Annotated in this window: 16 protein-coding genes; all 16 read left to right on the forward strand. The window is 61.6% G+C overall.

What is annotated here, in order from left to right:
• Window positions 1–11 precede the first annotated feature (11 nt).
• Window positions 12–1,331 (forward strand): flagellar hook-associated protein FlgL, encoded by a 1,320-nt coding sequence (flgL, locus tag ACVW0Y_RS07690; RefSeq protein WP_457437259.1) that lies wholly within the window; start codon window positions 12–14, stop codon window positions 1,329–1,331.
• 179 nt (window positions 1,332–1,510) lie between these two features.
• Entirely contained in the window at window positions 1,511–2,506 is a 996-nt protein-coding gene (pseB, locus tag ACVW0Y_RS07695; RefSeq protein WP_457437261.1) for a UDP-N-acetylglucosamine 4,6-dehydratase (inverting), read from the forward strand.
• Between the two features lie 4 nt (window positions 2,507–2,510).
• Window positions 2,511–3,668 carry a UDP-4-amino-4,6-dideoxy-N-acetyl-beta-L-altrosamine transaminase gene (gene pseC / locus ACVW0Y_RS07700; protein ID WP_457437263.1) on the forward strand — a complete coding sequence of 386 codons (1,158 nt, stop codon included), beginning with the start codon at window positions 2,511–2,513 and terminating at the stop codon, window positions 3,666–3,668.
• Between the two features lie 19 nt (window positions 3,669–3,687).
• On the forward strand, window positions 3,688–4,308 hold the full coding sequence (locus ACVW0Y_RS07705; protein WP_457437265.1) for a pseudaminic acid biosynthesis-associated methylase: 621 nt from the start codon (window positions 3,688–3,690) through the stop codon (window positions 4,306–4,308).
• Window positions 4,305–5,009: a pseudaminic acid cytidylyltransferase gene (pseF, locus tag ACVW0Y_RS07710; RefSeq protein WP_457437267.1), complete on the forward strand. Its 705-nt coding sequence runs from the start codon at window positions 4,305–4,307 to the stop codon at window positions 5,007–5,009. The genes ACVW0Y_RS07705 and pseF overlap by 4 nt, the downstream gene beginning before the upstream one ends.
• Before the next feature lies 1 nt (window position 5,010).
• The gene (gene pseG / locus ACVW0Y_RS07715) at window positions 5,011–6,099 is read left to right on the forward strand and encodes a UDP-2,4-diacetamido-2,4,6-trideoxy-beta-L-altropyranose hydrolase (RefSeq protein WP_457437269.1); all 1,089 of its coding nucleotides are present in this window, start codon (window positions 5,011–5,013) and stop codon (window positions 6,097–6,099) included.
• Window positions 6,099–7,172 (forward strand): N-acetylneuraminate synthase family protein, encoded by a 1,074-nt coding sequence (locus tag ACVW0Y_RS07720; RefSeq protein ID WP_457437271.1) that lies wholly within the window; start codon window positions 6,099–6,101, stop codon window positions 7,170–7,172. Before pseG ends, ACVW0Y_RS07720 begins: the two co-directional genes overlap by 1 nt.
• The gene (gene pseH, locus ACVW0Y_RS07725) at window positions 7,169–7,720 is read left to right on the forward strand and encodes a UDP-4-amino-4,6-dideoxy-N-acetyl-beta-L-altrosamine N-acetyltransferase (protein WP_457437273.1); all 552 of its coding nucleotides are present in this window, start codon (window positions 7,169–7,171) and stop codon (window positions 7,718–7,720) included. The genes ACVW0Y_RS07720 and pseH overlap by 4 nt, the downstream gene beginning before the upstream one ends.
• Window positions 7,713–8,408: a WbqC family protein gene (locus tag ACVW0Y_RS07730; RefSeq protein WP_457437275.1), complete on the forward strand. Its 696-nt coding sequence runs from the start codon at window positions 7,713–7,715 to the stop codon at window positions 8,406–8,408. The genes pseH and ACVW0Y_RS07730 overlap by 8 nt, the downstream gene beginning before the upstream one ends.
• Window positions 8,405–9,076, forward strand: a complete 672-nt coding sequence (locus tag ACVW0Y_RS07735; protein WP_457437277.1) for a class I SAM-dependent methyltransferase — start codon at window positions 8,405–8,407, stop codon at window positions 9,074–9,076. The genes ACVW0Y_RS07730 and ACVW0Y_RS07735 overlap by 4 nt, the downstream gene beginning before the upstream one ends.
• 3 nt (window positions 9,077–9,079) lie before the next feature.
• Window positions 9,080–10,429, forward strand: a complete 1,350-nt coding sequence (locus tag ACVW0Y_RS07740) for a protoporphyrinogen/coproporphyrinogen oxidase (RefSeq protein ID WP_457437279.1) — start codon at window positions 9,080–9,082, stop codon at window positions 10,427–10,429.
• Complete coding sequence (locus tag ACVW0Y_RS07745; RefSeq protein ID WP_457437281.1) at window positions 10,426–11,109, forward strand: PIG-L deacetylase family protein; 684 nt, start codon at window positions 10,426–10,428, stop codon at window positions 11,107–11,109. Before ACVW0Y_RS07740 ends, ACVW0Y_RS07745 begins: the two co-directional genes overlap by 4 nt.
• 40 nt (window positions 11,110–11,149) lie before the next feature.
• A complete protein-coding gene (locus ACVW0Y_RS07750) occupies window positions 11,150–12,223 on the forward strand; it encodes a hypothetical protein (protein WP_457437283.1) in 1,074 nt (357 codons plus the stop codon).
• The gene (locus tag ACVW0Y_RS07755) at window positions 12,220–16,173 is read left to right on the forward strand and encodes a glycosyltransferase (RefSeq protein ID WP_457437285.1); all 3,954 of its coding nucleotides are present in this window, start codon (window positions 12,220–12,222) and stop codon (window positions 16,171–16,173) included. Before ACVW0Y_RS07750 ends, ACVW0Y_RS07755 begins: the two co-directional genes overlap by 4 nt.
• A 435-nt stretch (window positions 16,174–16,608) precedes the next feature.
• The gene (locus tag ACVW0Y_RS07760) at window positions 16,609–18,090 is read left to right on the forward strand and encodes a flagellin (protein ID WP_457437287.1); all 1,482 of its coding nucleotides are present in this window, start codon (window positions 16,609–16,611) and stop codon (window positions 18,088–18,090) included.
• 77 nt (window positions 18,091–18,167) lie between these two features.
• Window positions 18,168–18,530, forward strand: coding sequence for a flagellar protein FlaG (locus tag ACVW0Y_RS07765; RefSeq protein ID WP_457437289.1), 363 nt, complete (start codon window positions 18,168–18,170; stop codon window positions 18,528–18,530).
• Window positions 18,531–18,598: the final 68 nt, after the last annotated feature.

Below are 18,598 nucleotides of genomic sequence, written 5' to 3' on the forward strand. Positions count from 1 at the left end.
GCTAGTTAGTTATGCGAATTTCCACTATCCAGGCCTTCAATAGTTCCGTCAGCGGAATGCAGAAGAACTACGCCAACGTTTCGCGCACCCAGGAACAGATCAGTACCGGCAAACGCCTCCTCACCCCGGCGGACGATCCTGTCGCCTCCGTGCGGCTGCTGCAGTTGAGCCAGGAACAGGCGCTCAACGCCCAGTACACCTCCAACAACACCGCCGCGCAGAACAGTCTGAACTCCGAAGAGGCCATCCTCAGCTCCATCGAGACCGTACTGCAGCGTATTCGTGAAATCAGCGTACAGGTGGGTAACGGTACCCTCGACGCCACTGATCGCTCGTCCTTGGGCACTGAGGTACAACAGCGCGAAGACGAACTGCTCAGCCTGATGAACAGCAAAGACGCCAGCGGGCATTACCTGTTTGGCGGCTCGCAATCGGATCAGCAACCCTTTGTGCGTAATGCCGATGGCACCTATAGCTACCAGGGCGACGAAACCGAGCGCAGCGTGCAGATCGCCAGTAGCACCTTCGTCAACCTGGGCGACGACGGCAAAGACCTGTTCGAGAACGTCGTCAACGCCAACCGCGTAACTACCAACCACGGCACGGTCGGTGTCAACGTCGACGGCACGGTCAGCACCGGGCGTATTTCCCTGGGCCTGGTCACCGACAAAAGCGCTTACGAAAACACCTTCCCGGCCAGCAACCCGCCAGTGGCCACCGACGGCGTGGGCATTCACTTTCTCAACAGCACCGATTATGTGGTGTACGACCAGGCCACCTTGCCGGCCGGTTACGACTGGACCACCTACGATCCACTGGCACCCCCTGCCGGCCAGTTGACGACCGGTGCCCTCGACACCAACTCGGCCACCTCCGATTTCATCAATTACGGTGGGGTAAAGGTGCAGATCGACGGGGTGCCGCAAACCGGCGACGACTTCACCATCAACCGCAAACCGAGCGAAGAAAAGCGCAGCCTGCTCAACACCGTTTCCGATCTGCGCAAAGCCCTGCAAGGTTCTGGCAATAGCGTCGAAGACAACCGCGTGATCCGTGACACCGCGGCAGTGGCGCTTTCCAACCTCGACTCGGTGTATTCCAAGGTCGATGCTGTGCGCGGCTCGGTGGGTGCGCGGCTAAACACCCTGGACTCCACTGGCGAATTCATTGGCGACGTCACCCTGGTCAACAAGTCGGTTCAATCTGATCTTGAAGACCTGGACTACGCCGATGCCATCTCCCGGCTTTCGTTGCAGAGCACCATTCTGTCAGCGGCGCAGCAGAGCTACGTGAAGATCGCCAACCTCAGTCTGTTCAACTACATCACCTGACGAACCCGCCGCGCGCCCAACGCGCGGCGGTGATTTACGCTTTCCCTTGCGTTTCGGAGGGTTGGCACCATGCTTGCTATGGTGACCTCACTACAGAAACGTGCGCCATAAAATTGTCAATGGAGCCAGATGCCGTGCTATAGAGCACGACAGCGTCTGATCAGGCAGGGGAGAGCGGTATGTTCGATGGCAAGTCCGTATTCATTTCTGGCGGTACCGGCTCCTTTGGTCGGGCCTTTATCCGCACCCTGCTCAATCGCTACCAGCCCAAGCGGGTGGTGGTGTTCTCCCGTGACGAGCTCAAGCAATACGAAATGCAGCAGGAGTTCAACGCGCCCTGCATGCGTTATTTCCTCGGCGATGTACGCGACGCCGAGCGCGTCCAGCAAGCCATGCGTGGAATCGACTTGGTCGTCCACGCCGCCGCCCTGAAGCAGGTGCCGGCCGCCGAGTACAACCCTTCCGAATGCATCCGCACCAACGTCAACGGTGCCGAAAACATCATTAATGCGGCTTTGGCCAATGGCGTCGAGAAGGTCGTTGCCCTGTCCACCGACAAGGCTTCCAGCCCGATCAACCTGTACGGTGCCACCAAGCTGCTCAGCGACAAGCTGTTTATTGCCGCCAACAACATTACCGGTGGCCAGCAAACCCGTTTTGCCGTGGTGCGCTACGGCAACGTGGTGGGGTCGCGGGGGTCGGTGCTGCCGTTCTTTCGCAAGCTGATCAATGAAGGCGCGGTCGATCTGCCGATCACCGACGAGCGTATGACGCGCTTCTGGATCACCCTCGACGAAGGCGTCGAGTTCGTGATGAAGAGCTTCCAGCGCATGCACGGCGGCGAACTGTTCGTGCCGAAGATTCCCTCCGCGCGCATCGTCGACCTGGCCTCGGCTCTGGCCCCGGATCTGCCGCACCGTCTGGTCGGTATCCGGCCGGGTGAAAAGCTGCACGAGATGATGATTTCCCGTGACGACAGCAACCACACCTTCGAGTTTGCCCGGCACTTTGTGATTGCCCCGTCGATTGTCTTCACCGAGCAGAGCGACTATGCGCTCGATGGCCTGGGGGAGAAGGGCGTGCCGGTGAGCGAAAGCTTTGAGTATGTGTCGGACACCAATACCCATTACCTGAGCATTGACGAGCTGCGTCAGCTTGGCGAAGCCTGGTCCTGAATCGATGATCCCTTACGGCCGGCAAAGCATTTCCGCGCAGGATATCGACGCGGTGGTCGAGGTGCTGCGTTCCGACTGGTTGACCCAGGGGCCGACCATCGAACGCTTCGAACAGGCCATGGCGACCACCTGCGAGGCCCGGCACGCGGTTGCGGTGAGCAACGCCACCGCGGCGCTGCATATTGCCTGTCTGGCCCTGGACCTGGGGCCCGGCGACTGGCTGTGGACCAGCCCCAACACCTTCGTGGCCAGCGCCAACTGCGGTTTGTACTGCGGTGCGCAGGTGGACTTCGTCGATATCGATCCGCTGACCCTTAACCTCAGTGTTCCGGCCCTGGCCGCCAAGCTGGCGCAGGCACAAGGGCAGGGGCGTCTGCCGAAAATCGTGGTGCCGGTGGCGTTCGCCGGGCAGAGCTGCGATATGGCCGGTATTCGTGCGTTGGCCGAGCAGTACGGCTTCAAGATCATCGAAGACGCCTCTCACGCGGTCGGTGCCAGCTACCGGGGCCGCCCGGTCGGTTGCGGCGACTACGCCGATATCACCGTATTCAGCTTTCACCCGGTAAAAATCATCACCACTGGCGAAGGCGGCTTGCTCACAACCCAGGACGATCACTTGGCCGAGCGCCTGCGCCGCTTGCGCAGCCACGGCATCACCCGCGACCCCGCGTTGATGACCCAGCCCAGCGACGGCCCCTGGTATTACCAGCAGCTGGAGCTTGGCTACAACTATCGGATCACCGATATCCAGGCGGCGTTGGGGCTGTCCCAGCTCACTCGATTGCATGCCTTTGTCACGCGCCGCCGGGCACTCGCGGCGCGTTATGCCGAGCTGCTGGCGGACTTGCCATTGACCTTGCCCAGCGCGCAACAGGGCGCGGAATCGGCCTGGCATCTGTACCCGGTACGTTTGCAACTGGACGGGCTGCACAGCGATCAAGGGCAGATCTTCACCGCCCTGCGCGCTGCTGGAATAGGCGTCAATTTGCATTACATCCCGGTGCATCTGCAGCCGTTCTACCGCCAGCTGGGTTTCGCAACCGGTGACTTCCCCGAGGCCGAGCGCTATTACCGTCAGGCCATCAGTTTGCCGCTGTTCCCTGATATGACCGACGAACAACAAGAGCAGGTGGTGCAGGCGCTGATCAGCGTCTTGCATTAACCGAGCGGAGAGCGCGCCCATGCGTGAGCTGACTGAACAAGAGCGTTTCTGGCAAGGCGAGTTTGGCGATCAGTACGTCGACCGCAACGATGGCGAGCTACCTGTAGCCTGGGCCACGGCGTTCTTTGCCCAGGCCCTGCGTAATGCCGGGCGTCTGGCTAGCGTGCTGGAGCTGGGCACCAACCGGGGGCTCAACCTGCAAGCCCTGTCGCGCCTGTTTCCCCTTACGCAGTTGCACGGTGTGGAACTGAACGCCAAGGCCTGTGAGATCGCCAACCGCCTTAACGTGGCGACGGTATGGCAGGGCTCACTGTTCGACTACCCGGTGCGCGAGACCGTCGACCTGAGTTTTACCAAAGGCGTGCTGATCCATCTGCCACCGGAGTTGTTGCCCCAGGCGTACGCCAAGCTCTATGACGCCAGCCAGCGCTATGTGCTGATTGCCGAGTACTACAGCCCGGCGCCGGTCGAGGTCAGTTATCGCGGGCATACCGGCAAGTTGTTCAAGCGTGACTTTGCCGGCGAGATGCTCGACCTGTATGCCGATCTGCGCCTGGTGGATTACGGCTTCGTCTATCGCCGTGACAGCAATTTCCCCGCCGATGACCTCAACTGGTTTCTGCTGGAAAAGCGCCCATGAGTAACGTGGCGATCATTCCGGCCCGTGGTGGCAGCAAGCGCATACCGCGCAAGAACATCAAGCTGTTCCATGGCCAGCCGATCATTGCCTATTCCATCCGCGCTGCCCTGGCGGCCGGGGTGTTCGACCGTGTGGTGGTCAGCACCGATGACCCGGAAATCGCCGAAGTGGCCCGCAGCCTGGGTGCCGAGGTGCCGTTTGTACGGCCGCCGGCGCTGGCCGATGACCATGCCGGCACCGTCGAGGTGATCCAGCATGCCCTGGCCGAGCTGGCGCAGCTCGGCTACCAGCCGGACTACGCCTGCTGCCTGTATGCCACTGCGCCATTTGTGCAGCCGGCCAGCTTGCGCGAGGGCCTGACGATTCTGCAGGCGCGGCCGGACAAGGAATTTGCCTTCAGCATCACCGGTTACGGTTTTCCGGTGCAGCGCGCCATTCGTTTGAATCAGCAGCAGTGCATCGAGTCGCTGTACCCCGAGTATTACGAAACCCGCTCCCAGGATCTGGAGCCGGTCTATCACGATGCCGGCCAGTTCTATTGGGGCCGCACGGCCGCCTGGGCCCGCGGCGAGGCCCTGTTTGCCCCGCACTCGTTGCCGGTGCTGTTGCCCCGTTACCTGGTGCAGGACATCGACACCCCGCAAGACTGGCACCGCGCCGAGCTGATGTACGCCAGCTTGCAGCAGCATGGGGATATCTGAAGTGCGCGTCCTGTTCCGGGTAGACGCCTCCCTGGCGGTCGGCAGCGGCCATCTGATGCGTTGCCTGACCCTTGCCCGGCAGTTGCAGGAGCAGGGCGCGCACCTGACCTTTGCCTGCCGTGACTTGCCCGGCGCGCCCTTGCAACTGATCCCCGCGGCCTATGAGCTACTGCGCTTGCCTGCCATGGCGGACGCCGAGGCCGCGACGGCCGAGGCGGCCATCGATGGGGCTGCCGACAGTAGCGCCCTGGCCCAGCAGTTGGGCGGGCGTCAGTTCGATTGGTGTGTGGTCGATCATTACGGTCTGGATGCCCTGTGGCACCGCAACGCCCGTGGTTTTGCCCGGCACCTGATGGTGATCGACGACCTGGCCAACCGCCCGCTGGATTGCGACCTGTTGCTCGACCAAGGCTTCGACGAGCAGTCCAGCGCGCGTTACGCGCCCTGGTTGCAACAGCCCGCACAAACCCTGTTCGGCCCTGAGTTTGCGCTGCTGCGTGAAGAGTTTCTGCTGGCCCGTGCCCGCACTGCACCGCGCTCCGGCGTCGTGCAGCGGGTGTTGGTATTTTTCACCGGCGGCGATGATGGCGGCGAACTGTTCAAGGCCCTGCAGGCGCTGGCGGGCTGGCGTGCGAGTGTGCAGGTGGATGTGGTGATAGGTGCCGCCCATCCCCAGGCCAGCCAGCTTGCAGCCTGGTGTCAGGTACAAGGCTGGCAATTGCATACGCAGATTGATTACATGGCTCGGTTGCTGGCCGAGGCGGACCTGGCCATTGGTGCGGCGGGCTCGTCATCCTGGGAGCGCTGCGCCCTGGGCGTGCCGGCGCTGGTGACGATTCTGGCGGACAACCAACGCAGCCTGGCGGCCGGTTTGCATGGCCTGGGTGCGGCGATCAATCTGGGCGATGGCGCAGCCCTGACGCCTGGCGATTATCGTCGGGCACTCGACGCATTGCGTGCCGCCCAGTTGGCCGCCTTGTCGGCGCGCAGCTGGGCGCTGGTGGACGGTTTAGGCGCCGGGCGGGTGAGCCTGGCGATGCTGGATATTTTGGCCAGGCCGCAGGCCCTGGCAGCAGAAGGTAGACACTGATGTCGAACAACAGCTTTGCCATCGCTGGCCGCGTCATCGGCGCCGACCAGCCGCCGTACTGCATTGCCGAGGTGGGTATCAACCACAACGGTGACCTCGACCTGGCGCTGCGCATGATCGATGCGGCGAAGGCGGCCGGTGCCGATGCGGTGAAATTCCAGACCTTCAAGGCCGAGGAATTCTGCGGCGATCCGCAGCAGATGTTCACCTACAAGTCCCAGGGGCAGAGCGTTACCGAATCGATGCTGGCGATGTTCCAGCGCTACCAGTTCAGCCCCGAGCAATGGCAGCGGGTAAAGGCCCATTGCGGCGAAGTAGGCATCACTTTTTTCTCGTCACCACAGAACCGCAGCGACCTCGACCTGTTGCTGCAGATTGGCGTGCCGGCGATCAAGGTGGGCTCGGACGATTTCACCAACCTGCCGCTGCTACGCTCCTATGCCGAAGCCGGTTTGCCGCTGATTCTGTCCTGCGGCATGAGCGATCTGGCCGAGGTGCATCAGGCCCTGGAAGGGGTGGGCTGGTTCGCCGGCAAGCCGGTGGCGCTGCTGTTGTGCACCTCGCAGTACCCGACGCCGGACGCCGACGTGAACCTGAGCAAACTGACCACCCTGCAGCAGGCCTTCCCCGGTTTGCTGGTGGGCTTTTCCGACCATACCCAAGGGCCGTTGGCGGCGGCCTTGGCGGTGGCGCGCGGCGCACGCCTGTTTGAAAAGCACTTCACCCTCGACCATGACCTGCCGGGTCCGGACCACTGGTTCTCGGAGAATGTGCAGGGGCTTACCGAGTGGATCGAGCATATCCACCGTGCCAGCCGCATTCTCGGTTCGCCGTTTGTGCGGCCGACAGCCGCCGAAGTGGATATGCGTATTCTGGCGCGCCGCAGCCTGATGGCGATCCGCGCTGTTGCCGCCGGGGAAACCCTGACGGCGAGCAATATCGGTTTGCGTCGTCCCGGCAACGGTCTGTCACCGGCGCTGTTCGACCAGGCCATCGGTAGCGTCGCTACCCGTGCCATTGGCGAAGGCGAGCTGTTGCAGCTGGGCGACTTCGTGGCCGGAGCGGGCCGATGAGCGAGGCTGGCACCTACCGTCTGCGCAGCGTCGAAGCGGCCGATGCCGAGATGCTGCTGCGCTGGCGCAATGCCGAGAGCAATCGCCCGTTTATGTACAACACCGCGCCCATCGAGCTGGCCACCCATATGCGCTGGCTGGCCGCTGAGTTGGCCAACCCGCAGTCGCGCCACCTGATTTTTCAACAAGGCGACGCGGCCATCGGTTACGCCAGCCTCACCGACATCAATCTGCAGCATCGGCGGTGTTCGTGGGGCTTCAACCTGGCCGATACCCCGCAGCCCAAAGGCAGCGGCGCGCGCATGCTGTTTTGCGTCGCCGACTACGCGTTCAACGAGCTGGGTCTGGAAAAAATCTGCGCGGAAGTCCTCAGCTTCAACAGCGCCAGCCTGCGGGTGCACCATCGCCTGGGCTTTCAGTCGGAAGGGCGGCGTCGGCGGCATATTTATCGCGACGATGGGGTGTTCGATATCGAGCTGTTCGCCTTGTTCGCCGACGCCTGGCAGACGCAGCGCCAGGCGCTGCTGAGCGAGTTGCTGCATGGCTGAGGCACACTGGCTGGCCGCCCATCAACCGGCCTACTTGCCCTGGCTGGGCTATTTCCAGCGGATTGCCAGGGTGCAGGTGTTTGTCTTCCTCGACACCGTGCAGTTCGAGAAAAACAGCTTTATCAACCGCAACCGGATCAAGACGCCCCAGGGCGCGCAGTGGCTGACCATCCCGGTGCGCACCCGTGGCCATCTGGATGGCACCCTGCGCGATACGCAGATCGACAACAGCAAGAACTGGCGTGCTGACCATCTCAAGGCCATCAGCCTGAACTACCGCAAGGCACCGCAGTTTGCCGAGCGCTTTGGCAAACTCGAGGCCTTGTATGCCCAGGGCGAAGACAACCTGGCCGAGCTGTGCTGGCAGCAGTTGCAGTTCTGGCTAGCCGAGCTGGGCATTGCTACCCGTCTGGTACGGGCCAGCGACCTGGCACTGAGCAGCCGCAAGTCGGAGCTGGTGCTGGATATCTGCCGCAGCCTGGCAGCGGACCATTACCTGTCCGGTGCCCTGGGCCGCGATTATCTTGATGAAGCGGCGTTTGCGGCGGCGGGCATCGAGGTGAGTTATCAGGCGTTTTCCCCGCCCAGCTATCCACAGCTGTGGGGCGAATTTGTGCCTGGCTTGAGTGTGCTGGACTGGTGGATGAACAGCGGCGACAGCCGAACCGAATGCAGGGAGTGGCTATGAGTTTTTCCAACGAGTGGGAACAGCGGTACGCCGAGAACACCCATCTGTCGGTGTGGCCCTGGTCCGATGTGGTCAGCCTGACCCGGCGCCATTGCCGCGATCTGGGCACGCACAGCCGGGTGCTGGAACTGGGTTGCGGGGCCGGGGCGAATATCCCGTTTTTCCAGGCGCTGGGGGTGGACTACTACGCCATCGAAGGCAGCCCGACCATTGCCGCCAAGCTGCGTGAGCGCCTGCCTGCGCTGGCTCAGAACATCGTCACCGGCGACTTCACCCAACCCTGGGATTTCGCCCCCGGCTTCGACCTGGTGATCGACCGCGCCTCGCTGACCTGTAACGGCGGACAGGCGATTCGCCGCTGCCTGCGCCAGGTCTATGAGGCCTTGCAGCCCGGCGGTTTTTTCATCGGTGTGGATTGGTACTCGACCCTGCATTCGGACTATGCCCTGGGCGAGGAGGGCGAGGACCGCTACACCCGCAAGGCCTTTACCACGGGCTCGTTCGCCAACACCGGCAATGTGCATTTCTCTGACCAGGCGCACCTGCGCGAGCTGTTTGGCGAGTTCCAGCTGCTGGCGCTGGAAGAGAAACAGTCACAGCGTCATGAGCCGGCCGACCACCACCGCTTTGCATCGTGGCTGCTGGTTGCCCGTAAGCCGTTGGGCTGAGCCATGGGCAAGCCAATTGTGGTGGTGGGCGGTGGCGTTGCCGGGCTGTTGGCGGCACGCTGGCTGCAGGCCTGTGGCAAACCGGTGCTGGTGCTGGAGCGCGCCGAGGCTTGCGGTGGCTTGTTGCGCTCGCAACAGGATGGCGACGGCAATGTGTTTGACCTGGGCACCCATATCCCGGCGTTCACCGGCCACCCGGTGGTGGACGGGCTGATGTTCGACAACCTCGGGCTGACCTGGCAGGACGTGCCGGTGCTCAAGGTCGGCAATGTGTTCCAGGGCGTGCTGAATACGCGCAGCCAGTTTCTTGACCTCACCCGTTTGCCGCCAGTGGACTACCAGGCCTGTCTGGCGGACCTGATCAATTCGGCGGCACCACCGCATGCCGCGGCCAATCTCGATCAGGCCTTGCAGCAACATTTTGGCGCGGCGCTGGTGCAGCGGGTATTCAAGCCGCTGCTCGGGCGTTTCTACCAGGCCAGCCTGGATCAGCTCAGCGCCAAGGCCCACCTGTTTCTCGGCTATGGGCGAGTGATCGCCGGTTCGCCGGATGCCTGCCGCGAACTCAAGCGTTCGCCGCTGTACGACAGCAAGATTGGCTTTGCCGATTACAGTGAAGGGCGCAGCGCCATTCGCCATGGTTACCCGAGTGAAGGCGGTATGGGCGCGTGGACCACGGCGTTATGCGAGCAGCTGGTCGCCCAGGGCGGTCAGCTGCTGACCGGTGCCGACATCCGTAGCGTGGACCTGGCGGCCGGGCAGCTGCTGCTGGCCGATGGCAGTCAGCATGCATTCGAGCAGTTGGTATGGACCGCACCGGTGGCCTTTCTGGCCCGTGCGCTGGGCTTGCCGAGCGTGGGTGGGCCGCCGCGGTTTTTGCCGATACGGCTGTTTCATCTGCTACTCGAGCAGGCACCGGCCTGCGATTGTCACTACGTTTATCTCAATCAGGTCGGCGCGCGTGCCTTTCGCGTCACCTTCTACGACAACTTTGTGCCGCGCCCCGGCGAGCCCTGGCGGGTGACGGTGGAAGCCCTCGATCGCAGCGATGAAACCCCGGCCGAGCAGGGCTTGGCGGTGATCGAGGAGCTGCGTGAGGCCGGCTTGCTAAGCGCCGACGGCGCGGTGCGGGTGGTGGCGGAGCAAGCGATCAACAATGGTTTTCCCGAAGTAACCCTGGCCCAGGAGGCTGCTCAGCAAGCCTTGCGCGAGCAGCTTTCAGGCTTGTCCGAGCGGCTGCTGCTGTGCGGGCGTAACGCTTCGGAGGCTTTTTTTATGACCGATGTGCTGCTGGAAACCGCCCGGCAGTTGCAGCAGCGCTTTGGTACCCCCGGTTCACAGGAGGCGCAATGACCCAGCAAACCGTATTGGTGATTGCCGCCCATCCCGACGATGAAGTGTTGGGCTGCGGCGGAACCATCGCCTGGCATGCCGCCCGCGGTGATCAAGTGCATGTGGCAATCATGGCTCAGGGCCTGTTCAGCCGTGGCACGCCCGCTGAAGCGGAGCAGGCTGCGCTGCGCACTGCCTGCGAAAACGCCAATGCCATCCTCGGTGTGACCAGCCTGGAGTGCTTCGACCTGCCGGACAACCGACTCGATAGCCTGGACCTGCTGGATATCGTGCAAAAGGTCGAGGCTCTGGTGCAGCGTCACCAGCCCGGCGTGGTGTATGGGCACTGGAGTGGTGACGTGAATATCGACCACCGCTTGCTGCACGAGGCCGTTGTAACCGCCTGCCGTCCGCAGCCGGGGCATCCGGTGCACACACTGCTGTTCTTTGAAGTGGCTTCTTCTACCGAGTGGCAGATACCCCATAGCGCGCCGGCTTTTCTGCCGAACTGGTTCAACGATATTTCCCTGACCCTGGACGCCAAGCTGCGCGCCCTGGAGGCCTATGCCATGGAAATGCGTGCCTGGCCGCACCCCCGTTCGGTGCGTGCCGTGGAGCACCTGGCGCGCTGGCGTGGGGCAACGGTGGGCGTAGACGCGGCAGAAGCCTTTGTTCTCGGGCGCCGCCTGAATTTTCACTGAGTGACGACTGCCAGTCGTCACCGCAACGAGCCAGATCACCATGACGCAAACTTCCAACACGCCTGACTGGCTGGAAACCCATCTGCAGCTCTCCACTGGGCCGCAGCTGTTCGCCAACGCCGGCATCAGCCGGTTGCGCCAGACCGTCGAGCAGTCCTTTGCCACTCGCCAGTTGAGCGCCAGCGAGGTGCTGACGCTAAGCGCCAGCGACGCGCTGACTCTGCAACCCGGCAGCCAGGAGGCCATCGTCGCCTTTGCCGCGCTGTCGGCGAACCGCCAGTTGCCGCAGCTGTTGGATAGCTGCGCCGAAGCGCTGCGCCCAGGTGGCCGGCTGGTCCTCGACCTGCGCTCGCCGGCCCATTGGCAGGCGGCATTTGCCGACGATATGCAACAGTGGCCGGAAAATGCCCGAGAGGATCAGGCCACGGCGTTCTGTGCGCCCAGCGATCTGCTTGCCCTGGCATCGGCGCGGGGCCTGAGCCTGGTTGCTCTGGAACCTTACGCCGGGCTGTGGGACAACGCCTTGCTGTATCGCGCCTTGCCGCACCGGTTCAAATGGCTGCGTCTGCTGTCCTGGCTGGAGAGCGATGAGGACCTGTTTGCCCTGGCCCTGCTGATGGAGCAACAGGTGCTGGGCAGGCTGTCGCCTCTGGCCAGTGGTCGCTACCTGGTGAGCCTGGAAAAACGCCTTGATCCTGCCGTCAATCTGCAGTGGCTGACGCGCCTGGCCGCGCTGGAAGCGGTGATCGGCAGCCCGACGCTCGCCGGTATCGAGGCTCAGCTCGGCTTGCCAGCGGAGCAGTTCGTCGAACAGTGCGCGGCGCACTCAGTATCCTTGCGCACGCGCCATGTGCTGTACCTGCTAAAGCGCGCGTTGGCCGCCTACCGCCCGGGGTTCGAGCCCCAGGCGTATCTGGATGAGCAGACCCAGCAGCAATTGCAGCGCTGGCTCGCGGCCCATGCAATCGACCAGCGCAATATGGCCATCGTGCATGACTGGGCCGCTGATCAATTGCTGCGCCAGCAGGTCAATCTGGCGGCCGGCCTGGACTACCAACTGGCCACCAGCCTGTTGCGTGAATACTTCAAGACCCACAGCGGAGTCAGCTCGTGAAGTCGTCTGCGATCGTTTGTTTTCTCTGGGACTCCCAACTGGGTGTGTTGCGCGAATTCTTCCGCCGCCATGGGCCGCTGACGGTGGTCACCCTGTCGCCCTACGCGACCCAGGCGTTGCTGGATGTGGTCAATGAGGTCGGGGCCAAGCTGTTCGTGATCGATCATGAACTGGGAGACGCCGGTGCCGCACGCATCAATGCCGAGCTCGCGCCGTTGCAGCAGCGGATTGGCAGTTACCTGGAAACTCCGCTGAGCACCCTTGAAGGTGAAGACAGCCAGGCCATCGTGCCGGTCATCGGCGCGCGTCTGCATGTCGAATTGCCGCTGCTGCTGACCCTGTTGCAGGGCCTGGAGCTGGCTCAGGAGAGTTACCGACTGTGCCTGATGATCGCCAGCGAAGATGTCATGAGCGTGGCCAAGGTCGGCATGCTGTGGGCCCGCGAGCAGGGCATCCCCTCGCTGCATCTGTCCCATGCACTGGCCTTGAATGATCCCCACACCGTGCACGCCCAACTCACCGCGGATAAACACGCGGTGTACGGCCAGCGTGGGCTGGAGGGCTATCTGGATTACGGCGTGCCGGCCGAGCGTATGTGCGTGACTGGTAATCCGGCCTGGGACAAGTTCGTCAAACTGCGTGGCGAGCGTGGACTGCACGACAGCGCGCTGCGGGAAAAATACGCACTGCGCGAAGGCCAGCCCATTGTGGTGTTCGGCACCACCTGGACCAGCAGCCTGACCGCCCAGGGCGATGAGGGCATTTTTGGTCAGACCGTGGGCAACTTTATTGATGCCTGCGAGGCGCTGCGCCGCGATGGCGTGCTGTGCAACCCGATCGTCAAGGATCGGCCGCCCAACTACCACTTCGGCGAGCGGCGCTTCAAAGAACTATTGGCCGAACGGGGTGCCGATCCGGCTTATTACTTCTATCTGGTAGACGACGCGCCGCTGTGGGCGGCCGCCGCCGATGTGCTGATCGCCATCGACTCCAATTACTGCGTCGAGGCGATGCTCTGCGGCACGCCGGCGATCAACTTGCAGCACCCGGCCAACAGCGTGTTCGGGCCCTGCTATGACGCGCGGGCAGGTGTCAGCGATGTCGAGGCCTCGGGCTTGGCCGCGGCGATCGGGCGCTTGCTGGTGGATTCCGAGTTTCGCGCTGCGCAGGTGGCGCTCGCCACCGCGGGCTTGCCGTATTTCAACCTGGGCATCGATGGCCTGGCCAGTGCGCGGGTTGCCGAGTTGATGAGCGAGATGGCGGTCGGTCTGGTACCGAAGCTGCTGACCTGGTTGGAGGCGCGTCTGCCGATTGCCAGTGAGCGCGCCTTGATTGCCGAGCGCTTGCAGCGTTGCCAGTTGCAACGGCCGGTGTTGGGTGTGCTGGTGCTCGACAGCCAGGGCAATGCCACCGCCTTGCGCTCAACGCTGCACAGCCTGCAGCGGGCGTTGCCGGCACCGATCAAAACCGCGGTATTCAGCACGGCCGCGGCCGTCGCCGGGGACGCCGAGGTGGAGCAGTTCCAGGTCAGCGGCGAGACCCTGGTCGAGGCGGTGAACGCGTACACCGTAGGCGAGCAGGGCGTCGCGCCGTTTGACTGGCTGATCATCGTCGAAGCCGGCGTTGAATTTACCCAGGCCGGCTTGCTGCTGTTGTGCCTGCGATTGGCCGAAGCGCAAGCCGCCGAGCCGCACACCGGGGAGGTCGCCCACGCGTTTTTCTGCGATGAATTGCAACGCACTCCGCTGGGTGCCATCGGTGGGCTGTTCAAACCCGATTTCAACCTGGACCTGTTGCTGAGTTTTCCGGCTATGGTCGGGCGGCATTGGGCGCTGCGCCAACGCAGTGTGGTCGAGCTGGACGGCTTTAACCCGATGTTCGCCGAGGCCTTCCAGCTGGACCTGCAGTTGCGCCTGGTGCACGGCTGCGCTGGCCTTGGTTTGCACCGCGTACCGGAAGTGCTGCTGATTGCCGACCTGCCCAGCCTGGCGTTCAACCCGGCCGAGCAAGTGGCGTTGGAGCAGCACCTGGCGGCGCGCGGCTATCAGGCCACGGTGCAGGCCTTCCTGCCGGGGCGCTACTACATTGATTACGGCCATCCCCAGCACCCCAAGGTGTCCATTGTCGTGGCCGTACGTGACCACCTGCCGTTGGTGCAGCGCTGCGTCGACACCCTGTTGGAGAAAACCCGTTACGCCAATTACGAGCTGTTGCTGGTCGACTGTGGCAGTCAGGACGCCCAGGCCTGCAGTTGGCTGGCCAGTGTCGAAGCGCTGAATAACGAGCAGGTGCGGGTCTGGCGCTTTGACGGCGAGTTCAATTTCGCCGCCATGGTGAATGCCGTGGCAGCCACCGTGGAGGCGGAGTACCTGCTGCTGTTGAGCCACGATGTGCAGGTTGTTCAAGAGGATTGGCTGGAGCAACTGCTCAACCATGCGCAGCGCCCCGAGGTAGGCGTGGTGGGGGCCAAGGTCCTGGACCCGCAAGGCAAGATCGAGCAGGCCGGCATTATTCTCGGCCTGCACGATGTGGCCGGGCGCGGCTTTGCCGGCGAAGCGGGGGATTCCCCCGGCTATATGAACCGTTTGCAGGTGGCGCAGAACTACAGCGCAGTGGGTGCCGCGTGCCTGATGGTGCGCCGCGAGCTGCTGGTCGAACTGGGCGGTATGGACGAGCAGCATTTGTCGGCGTTCTATGGCGATGTGGATCTGTGTCTGCGCATTCGGGCTGCCGGTTTTCTGAATGTCTGGACACCCCACAGCGTGGTGGTGCGCACTGGTATCGACTTACCGATAGTGGCTATTGCCGGGGCGGCACCCCATCAGGCCGCATTGAAGAGCGAGCGCGAGGAAATGTATCGCCGCTGGCTGCCGATATTGGCGCGTGACCCGGCCTACAATCCAAATCTATCGCTGGCGCAAACTGGCTTTCAGTTCGATTACGCCACCCGTCGGGCCCAACCCATACTGCCGCAGGTGCTTTGCTACGCCGCTGACAGTAGCGGATGCGGGCATTACCGGATTCGCCAGCCGTTTGCCGCCATGCGCGACGCCGGTATTGTCGATGGCCTGGTCAGCGGTATTCATATGTCACCGGTGGAGTTGGAGCGTTTCAGTGCGCAGACCGTGGTGTTTCAGCGGCAGATCACCGATTACCAGATTGCTGAGATGGCCGAGGTCAAGGAGCTATCCAATGCCTTCAAGGTCTATGAGCTCGACGACTATTTGCCCAACCTGCCGTTGAAAAGCTATCACCGTGATGCAATGCCCAAGGATGTACGTAAGTCGCTGCGCCGGGCTGTGGCACTGACTGATCGCTTTGTGGTGTCTACCGCACCGCTTGCCGAAGCGTTCGCCGACATGCATTCAAATATTCTCGTGGTACCTAACCGTTTGCCTGTCAGTTGGTGGAGTGCCCTGCGCAGTCAGCGTGGCGTCGGCCGCAAACCCCGCGTGGGTTGGGCGGGTGGCGCTGGCCATGCGGGTGACCTGGAGCTGATTGTCGATGTGGTGCGAGACCTGGCCGATGAAGTGGAGTGGGTGTTTCTCGGTATGTGCCCGGAGTCGCTCAAGCCCTTCGTTCATGAGTTTCATACGGGCGTGGTGATCGAGCACTATCCCGCCATGCTGGCGTCGTTGAATCTGGACCTCGCGTTGGCACCGCTCGAGCAAAATCAGTTCAACGATTGCAAGAGCAACTTGCGCTTACTGGAGTACGGCGTGCTGGGTTTCCCGGTTATTTGCAGCGATGTGTTGTGCTATCGCGACGGCTTGCCAGTTACGCGGGTCAAGAATCGCTACAAAAACTGGGTCGACGCTATCCGTATGCACCTTGCCGATATGGACGCTACGGCTAAAGCGGGGGACGAATTGCAGCAGATTATTCGTCGCGACTGGATGCTGGAGGGGGTAAATCTGCACAATTGGGCCAAGGCCTGGCTGCCTGACTGACGCATGAATGTCGCAGATGAACTAGATTGAAGCCCGATGAGGAGGCCAGTTATCAACATAACTGGCCTTTTTTATGGGGTGTCAAAAAATAGTGGACAGTTTTGGCTCTGTCGCTAAGTGCTGGGTTCGCTTGAATTTTGGCGTCACGGAACTGTGTTGCCTCGAGTTTTGACCGCGATTTGCGGGTCTTTTTTTGGTACTGGGTGACAAAAATTTTAGAAGAGCCCTTTAGTTCTGCGGGTTCTGCCGATACAGAAGACGTGGATACGGTTTGCGCCGGTTCAGCAAGCAGCCAGCAAAATATTTGAAAATTTTGCTAAAGCTCCAAGAACAAGCGCCGATAAACACTTCGAATGCGAATTCTAGGGGCGCCTGAGCTGCAGGCCCTGAACGTCGCAAGCTCAGGCAAATACTAGGTACTCGGGAGACGCCCAAATGGCACTTACAGTTAACACGAACATCGCTTCGCTCAACACTCAGCGCAACCTGAACGCTTCTTCCGGTGCCCTGAATACTTCCCTGCAACGTCTGTCTACTGGCTACCGCATCAACAGCGCCAAGGACGATGCCGCCGGTCTGCAGATCTCTAACCGTCTGACCAACCAGATCAGCGGCCTGAACGTAGCGACCCGCAACGCCAACGACGGTATCTCGCTGTCGCAAACCGCTGAAGGCGCGCTGCAACAGTCGACCAACATTCTGCAACGTATCCGTGACCTGTCCATTCAGTCGGCCAACGGTTCGAACAGCGACACTGACCGTGCCGCTCTGCAAAAAGAAGTGGCAGCCCAACAGGCCGAGCTGAGCCGTATCGCTGATACCACCACCTTCGGTGGTCGCAAGCTGCTCGACGGTACCTTTGGTACTACCAGCTTCCAAGTGGGCTCCAACGCTTACGAAACTATCGACGTAACCCTGAAAGATGCTTCGGCAACTTCCCTGGGTTCGTACCAAGTTGGTGGCGGTTCGTCCACGGACAGCACAGGTGCCGTGACTTCTGGTACCACCAAAACTGCAAGCTTCACCCAGGGTAGCGGTGCTGTTGCTTCCTTGGCTTCCGGTTCGGTGACTGTTGTTGGTGGTGGCCAGACCAAAGACGTATCGATTGCTTCGGGCTACAGCGCCAAGAGCGTGGCTGCGGCACTTGACGGTTCGATCTCGGGTCTTTCCGCTAGTGCTCGCAACGTGGTTCAAGCACAAGTAACTGCGAGTAGCGGTTCCGCCAGTTTCTCGTTGACCGTAGGCAGCCAGTCTGTGTCCATCGTCGGTGTTACTGACACCAAGAGCCTCGCAGACCAGATCAACTCCAACGCTGGTAAGTTGAACGTTACTGCTAACTACGATGCCAAAACCGATAAAGTGACCATCACTTCGGCAACTGGTGAAAACATCGTCTTCGGCAAGGATACCGGTACTGCTTCGGCCGCTGGTGGTTTTTTGAACGTGGCATCGCAGGGTTCTGACGGTACGTTCTCGGCGGCTACCGATGCGCTGGCAAACGGCGGTGCTGCGGTTGGTTACGTGGAACTCAACTCGCCATCGTCCTACGCTTTGGTTGGTGCGGATGTTGGTTCGTTCTTCAACTCTGCAGCGCCTACACTGAACACCGTTTCGGATGTGGATATTTCCACCGCTGACGGCGCTCAACGTGCCATCGCTGTAATCGACAACGCCCTGGCGAACATCGACAGCCAACGTGCCGACCTCGGTGCTGTACAGAACCGCTTCGACAACACCATCAGCAACCTGCAGAACATCTCTGAGAACGCTGACGCTGCTCGTAGCCGGATCAAAGACACCGACTTCGCTGCTGAAACTGCAACACTGTCGAAGAACCAAGTGCTGCAACAAGCCGGTACCGCGATTCTGGCCCAAGCTAACAAGTTGCCACAATCGGTTCTCAGCCTGCTGCAATAAGGCAGGAAGAGGCGCCAAAAACGGTGGGGGAAAGGGGCTAACCCTTTCTCCCATTTGGCCATTGTGAGGTATCAAAAATGGATGTTTCTAACATTACGTCTGTTGCCGGCCTACCCAAGACAAGCGAGGCAGTTGCTCCTGTCGTTTCAGCTACTAAACCAGCTGACAAGTCCGGCAAAGCAAATGATACGGCCAAAGCAACAGAGAAGGCGCTGAGCAGCGGCGATTTGAATTCGGTGGTTTCCGATATCAACTCCTACGCACAGACCGTGCAACGTGGCCTGAGTTTTAACGTTGATGACAAGAGTGGCGACGTAGTGGTCAAAGTCATCGACACTGATTCCGGTAAAGTGATTCGCCAGATTCCTTCCGAGGAACTGCTAAAACTGGCTGAGCAACTTGAAGATATCCGCAGTCTCATGTTTGAGGCTAAAGCGTGAGTTGGTACGTTTCTTGAGTGCAACTCACCACATCGGTTCCTATAGGGAATTCGGGACGTTATTTTGAC

It is taken from the genome of Pseudomonas sp. TE3786, from assembly GCF_054057335.1.

Coding starts and splice junctions, on each gene's coding strand:
- flgL (WP_457437259.1), top strand. CDS start 12: ATGCGAATTTCCACTATCCAGGCCTTCAATAGTTCCGTCAGCGGAATG.
- pseB (WP_457437261.1), top strand. CDS start 1,511: ATGTTCGATGGCAAGTCCGTATTCATTTCTGGCGGTACCGGCTCCTTT.
- pseC (WP_457437263.1), top strand. CDS start 2,511: ATGATCCCTTACGGCCGGCAAAGCATTTCCGCGCAGGATATCGACGCG.
- ACVW0Y_RS07705 (WP_457437265.1), top strand. CDS start 3,688: ATGCGTGAGCTGACTGAACAAGAGCGTTTCTGGCAAGGCGAGTTTGGC.
- pseF (WP_457437267.1), top strand. CDS start 4,305: ATGAGTAACGTGGCGATCATTCCGGCCCGTGGTGGCAGCAAGCGCATA.
- ACVW0Y_RS07720 (WP_457437271.1), top strand. CDS start 6,099: ATGTCGAACAACAGCTTTGCCATCGCTGGCCGCGTCATCGGCGCCGAC.
- pseH (WP_457437273.1), top strand. CDS start 7,169: ATGAGCGAGGCTGGCACCTACCGTCTGCGCAGCGTCGAAGCGGCCGAT.
- ACVW0Y_RS07730 (WP_457437275.1), top strand. CDS start 7,713: ATGGCTGAGGCACACTGGCTGGCCGCCCATCAACCGGCCTACTTGCCC.
- ACVW0Y_RS07735 (WP_457437277.1), top strand. CDS start 8,405: ATGAGTTTTTCCAACGAGTGGGAACAGCGGTACGCCGAGAACACCCAT.
- ACVW0Y_RS07740 (WP_457437279.1), top strand. CDS start 9,080: ATGGGCAAGCCAATTGTGGTGGTGGGCGGTGGCGTTGCCGGGCTGTTG.
- ACVW0Y_RS07745 (WP_457437281.1), top strand. CDS start 10,426: ATGACCCAGCAAACCGTATTGGTGATTGCCGCCCATCCCGACGATGAA.
- ACVW0Y_RS07750 (WP_457437283.1), top strand. CDS start 11,150: ATGACGCAAACTTCCAACACGCCTGACTGGCTGGAAACCCATCTGCAG.
- ACVW0Y_RS07760 (WP_457437287.1), top strand. CDS start 16,609: ATGGCACTTACAGTTAACACGAACATCGCTTCGCTCAACACTCAGCGC.
- ACVW0Y_RS07765 (WP_457437289.1), top strand. CDS start 18,168: ATGGATGTTTCTAACATTACGTCTGTTGCCGGCCTACCCAAGACAAGC.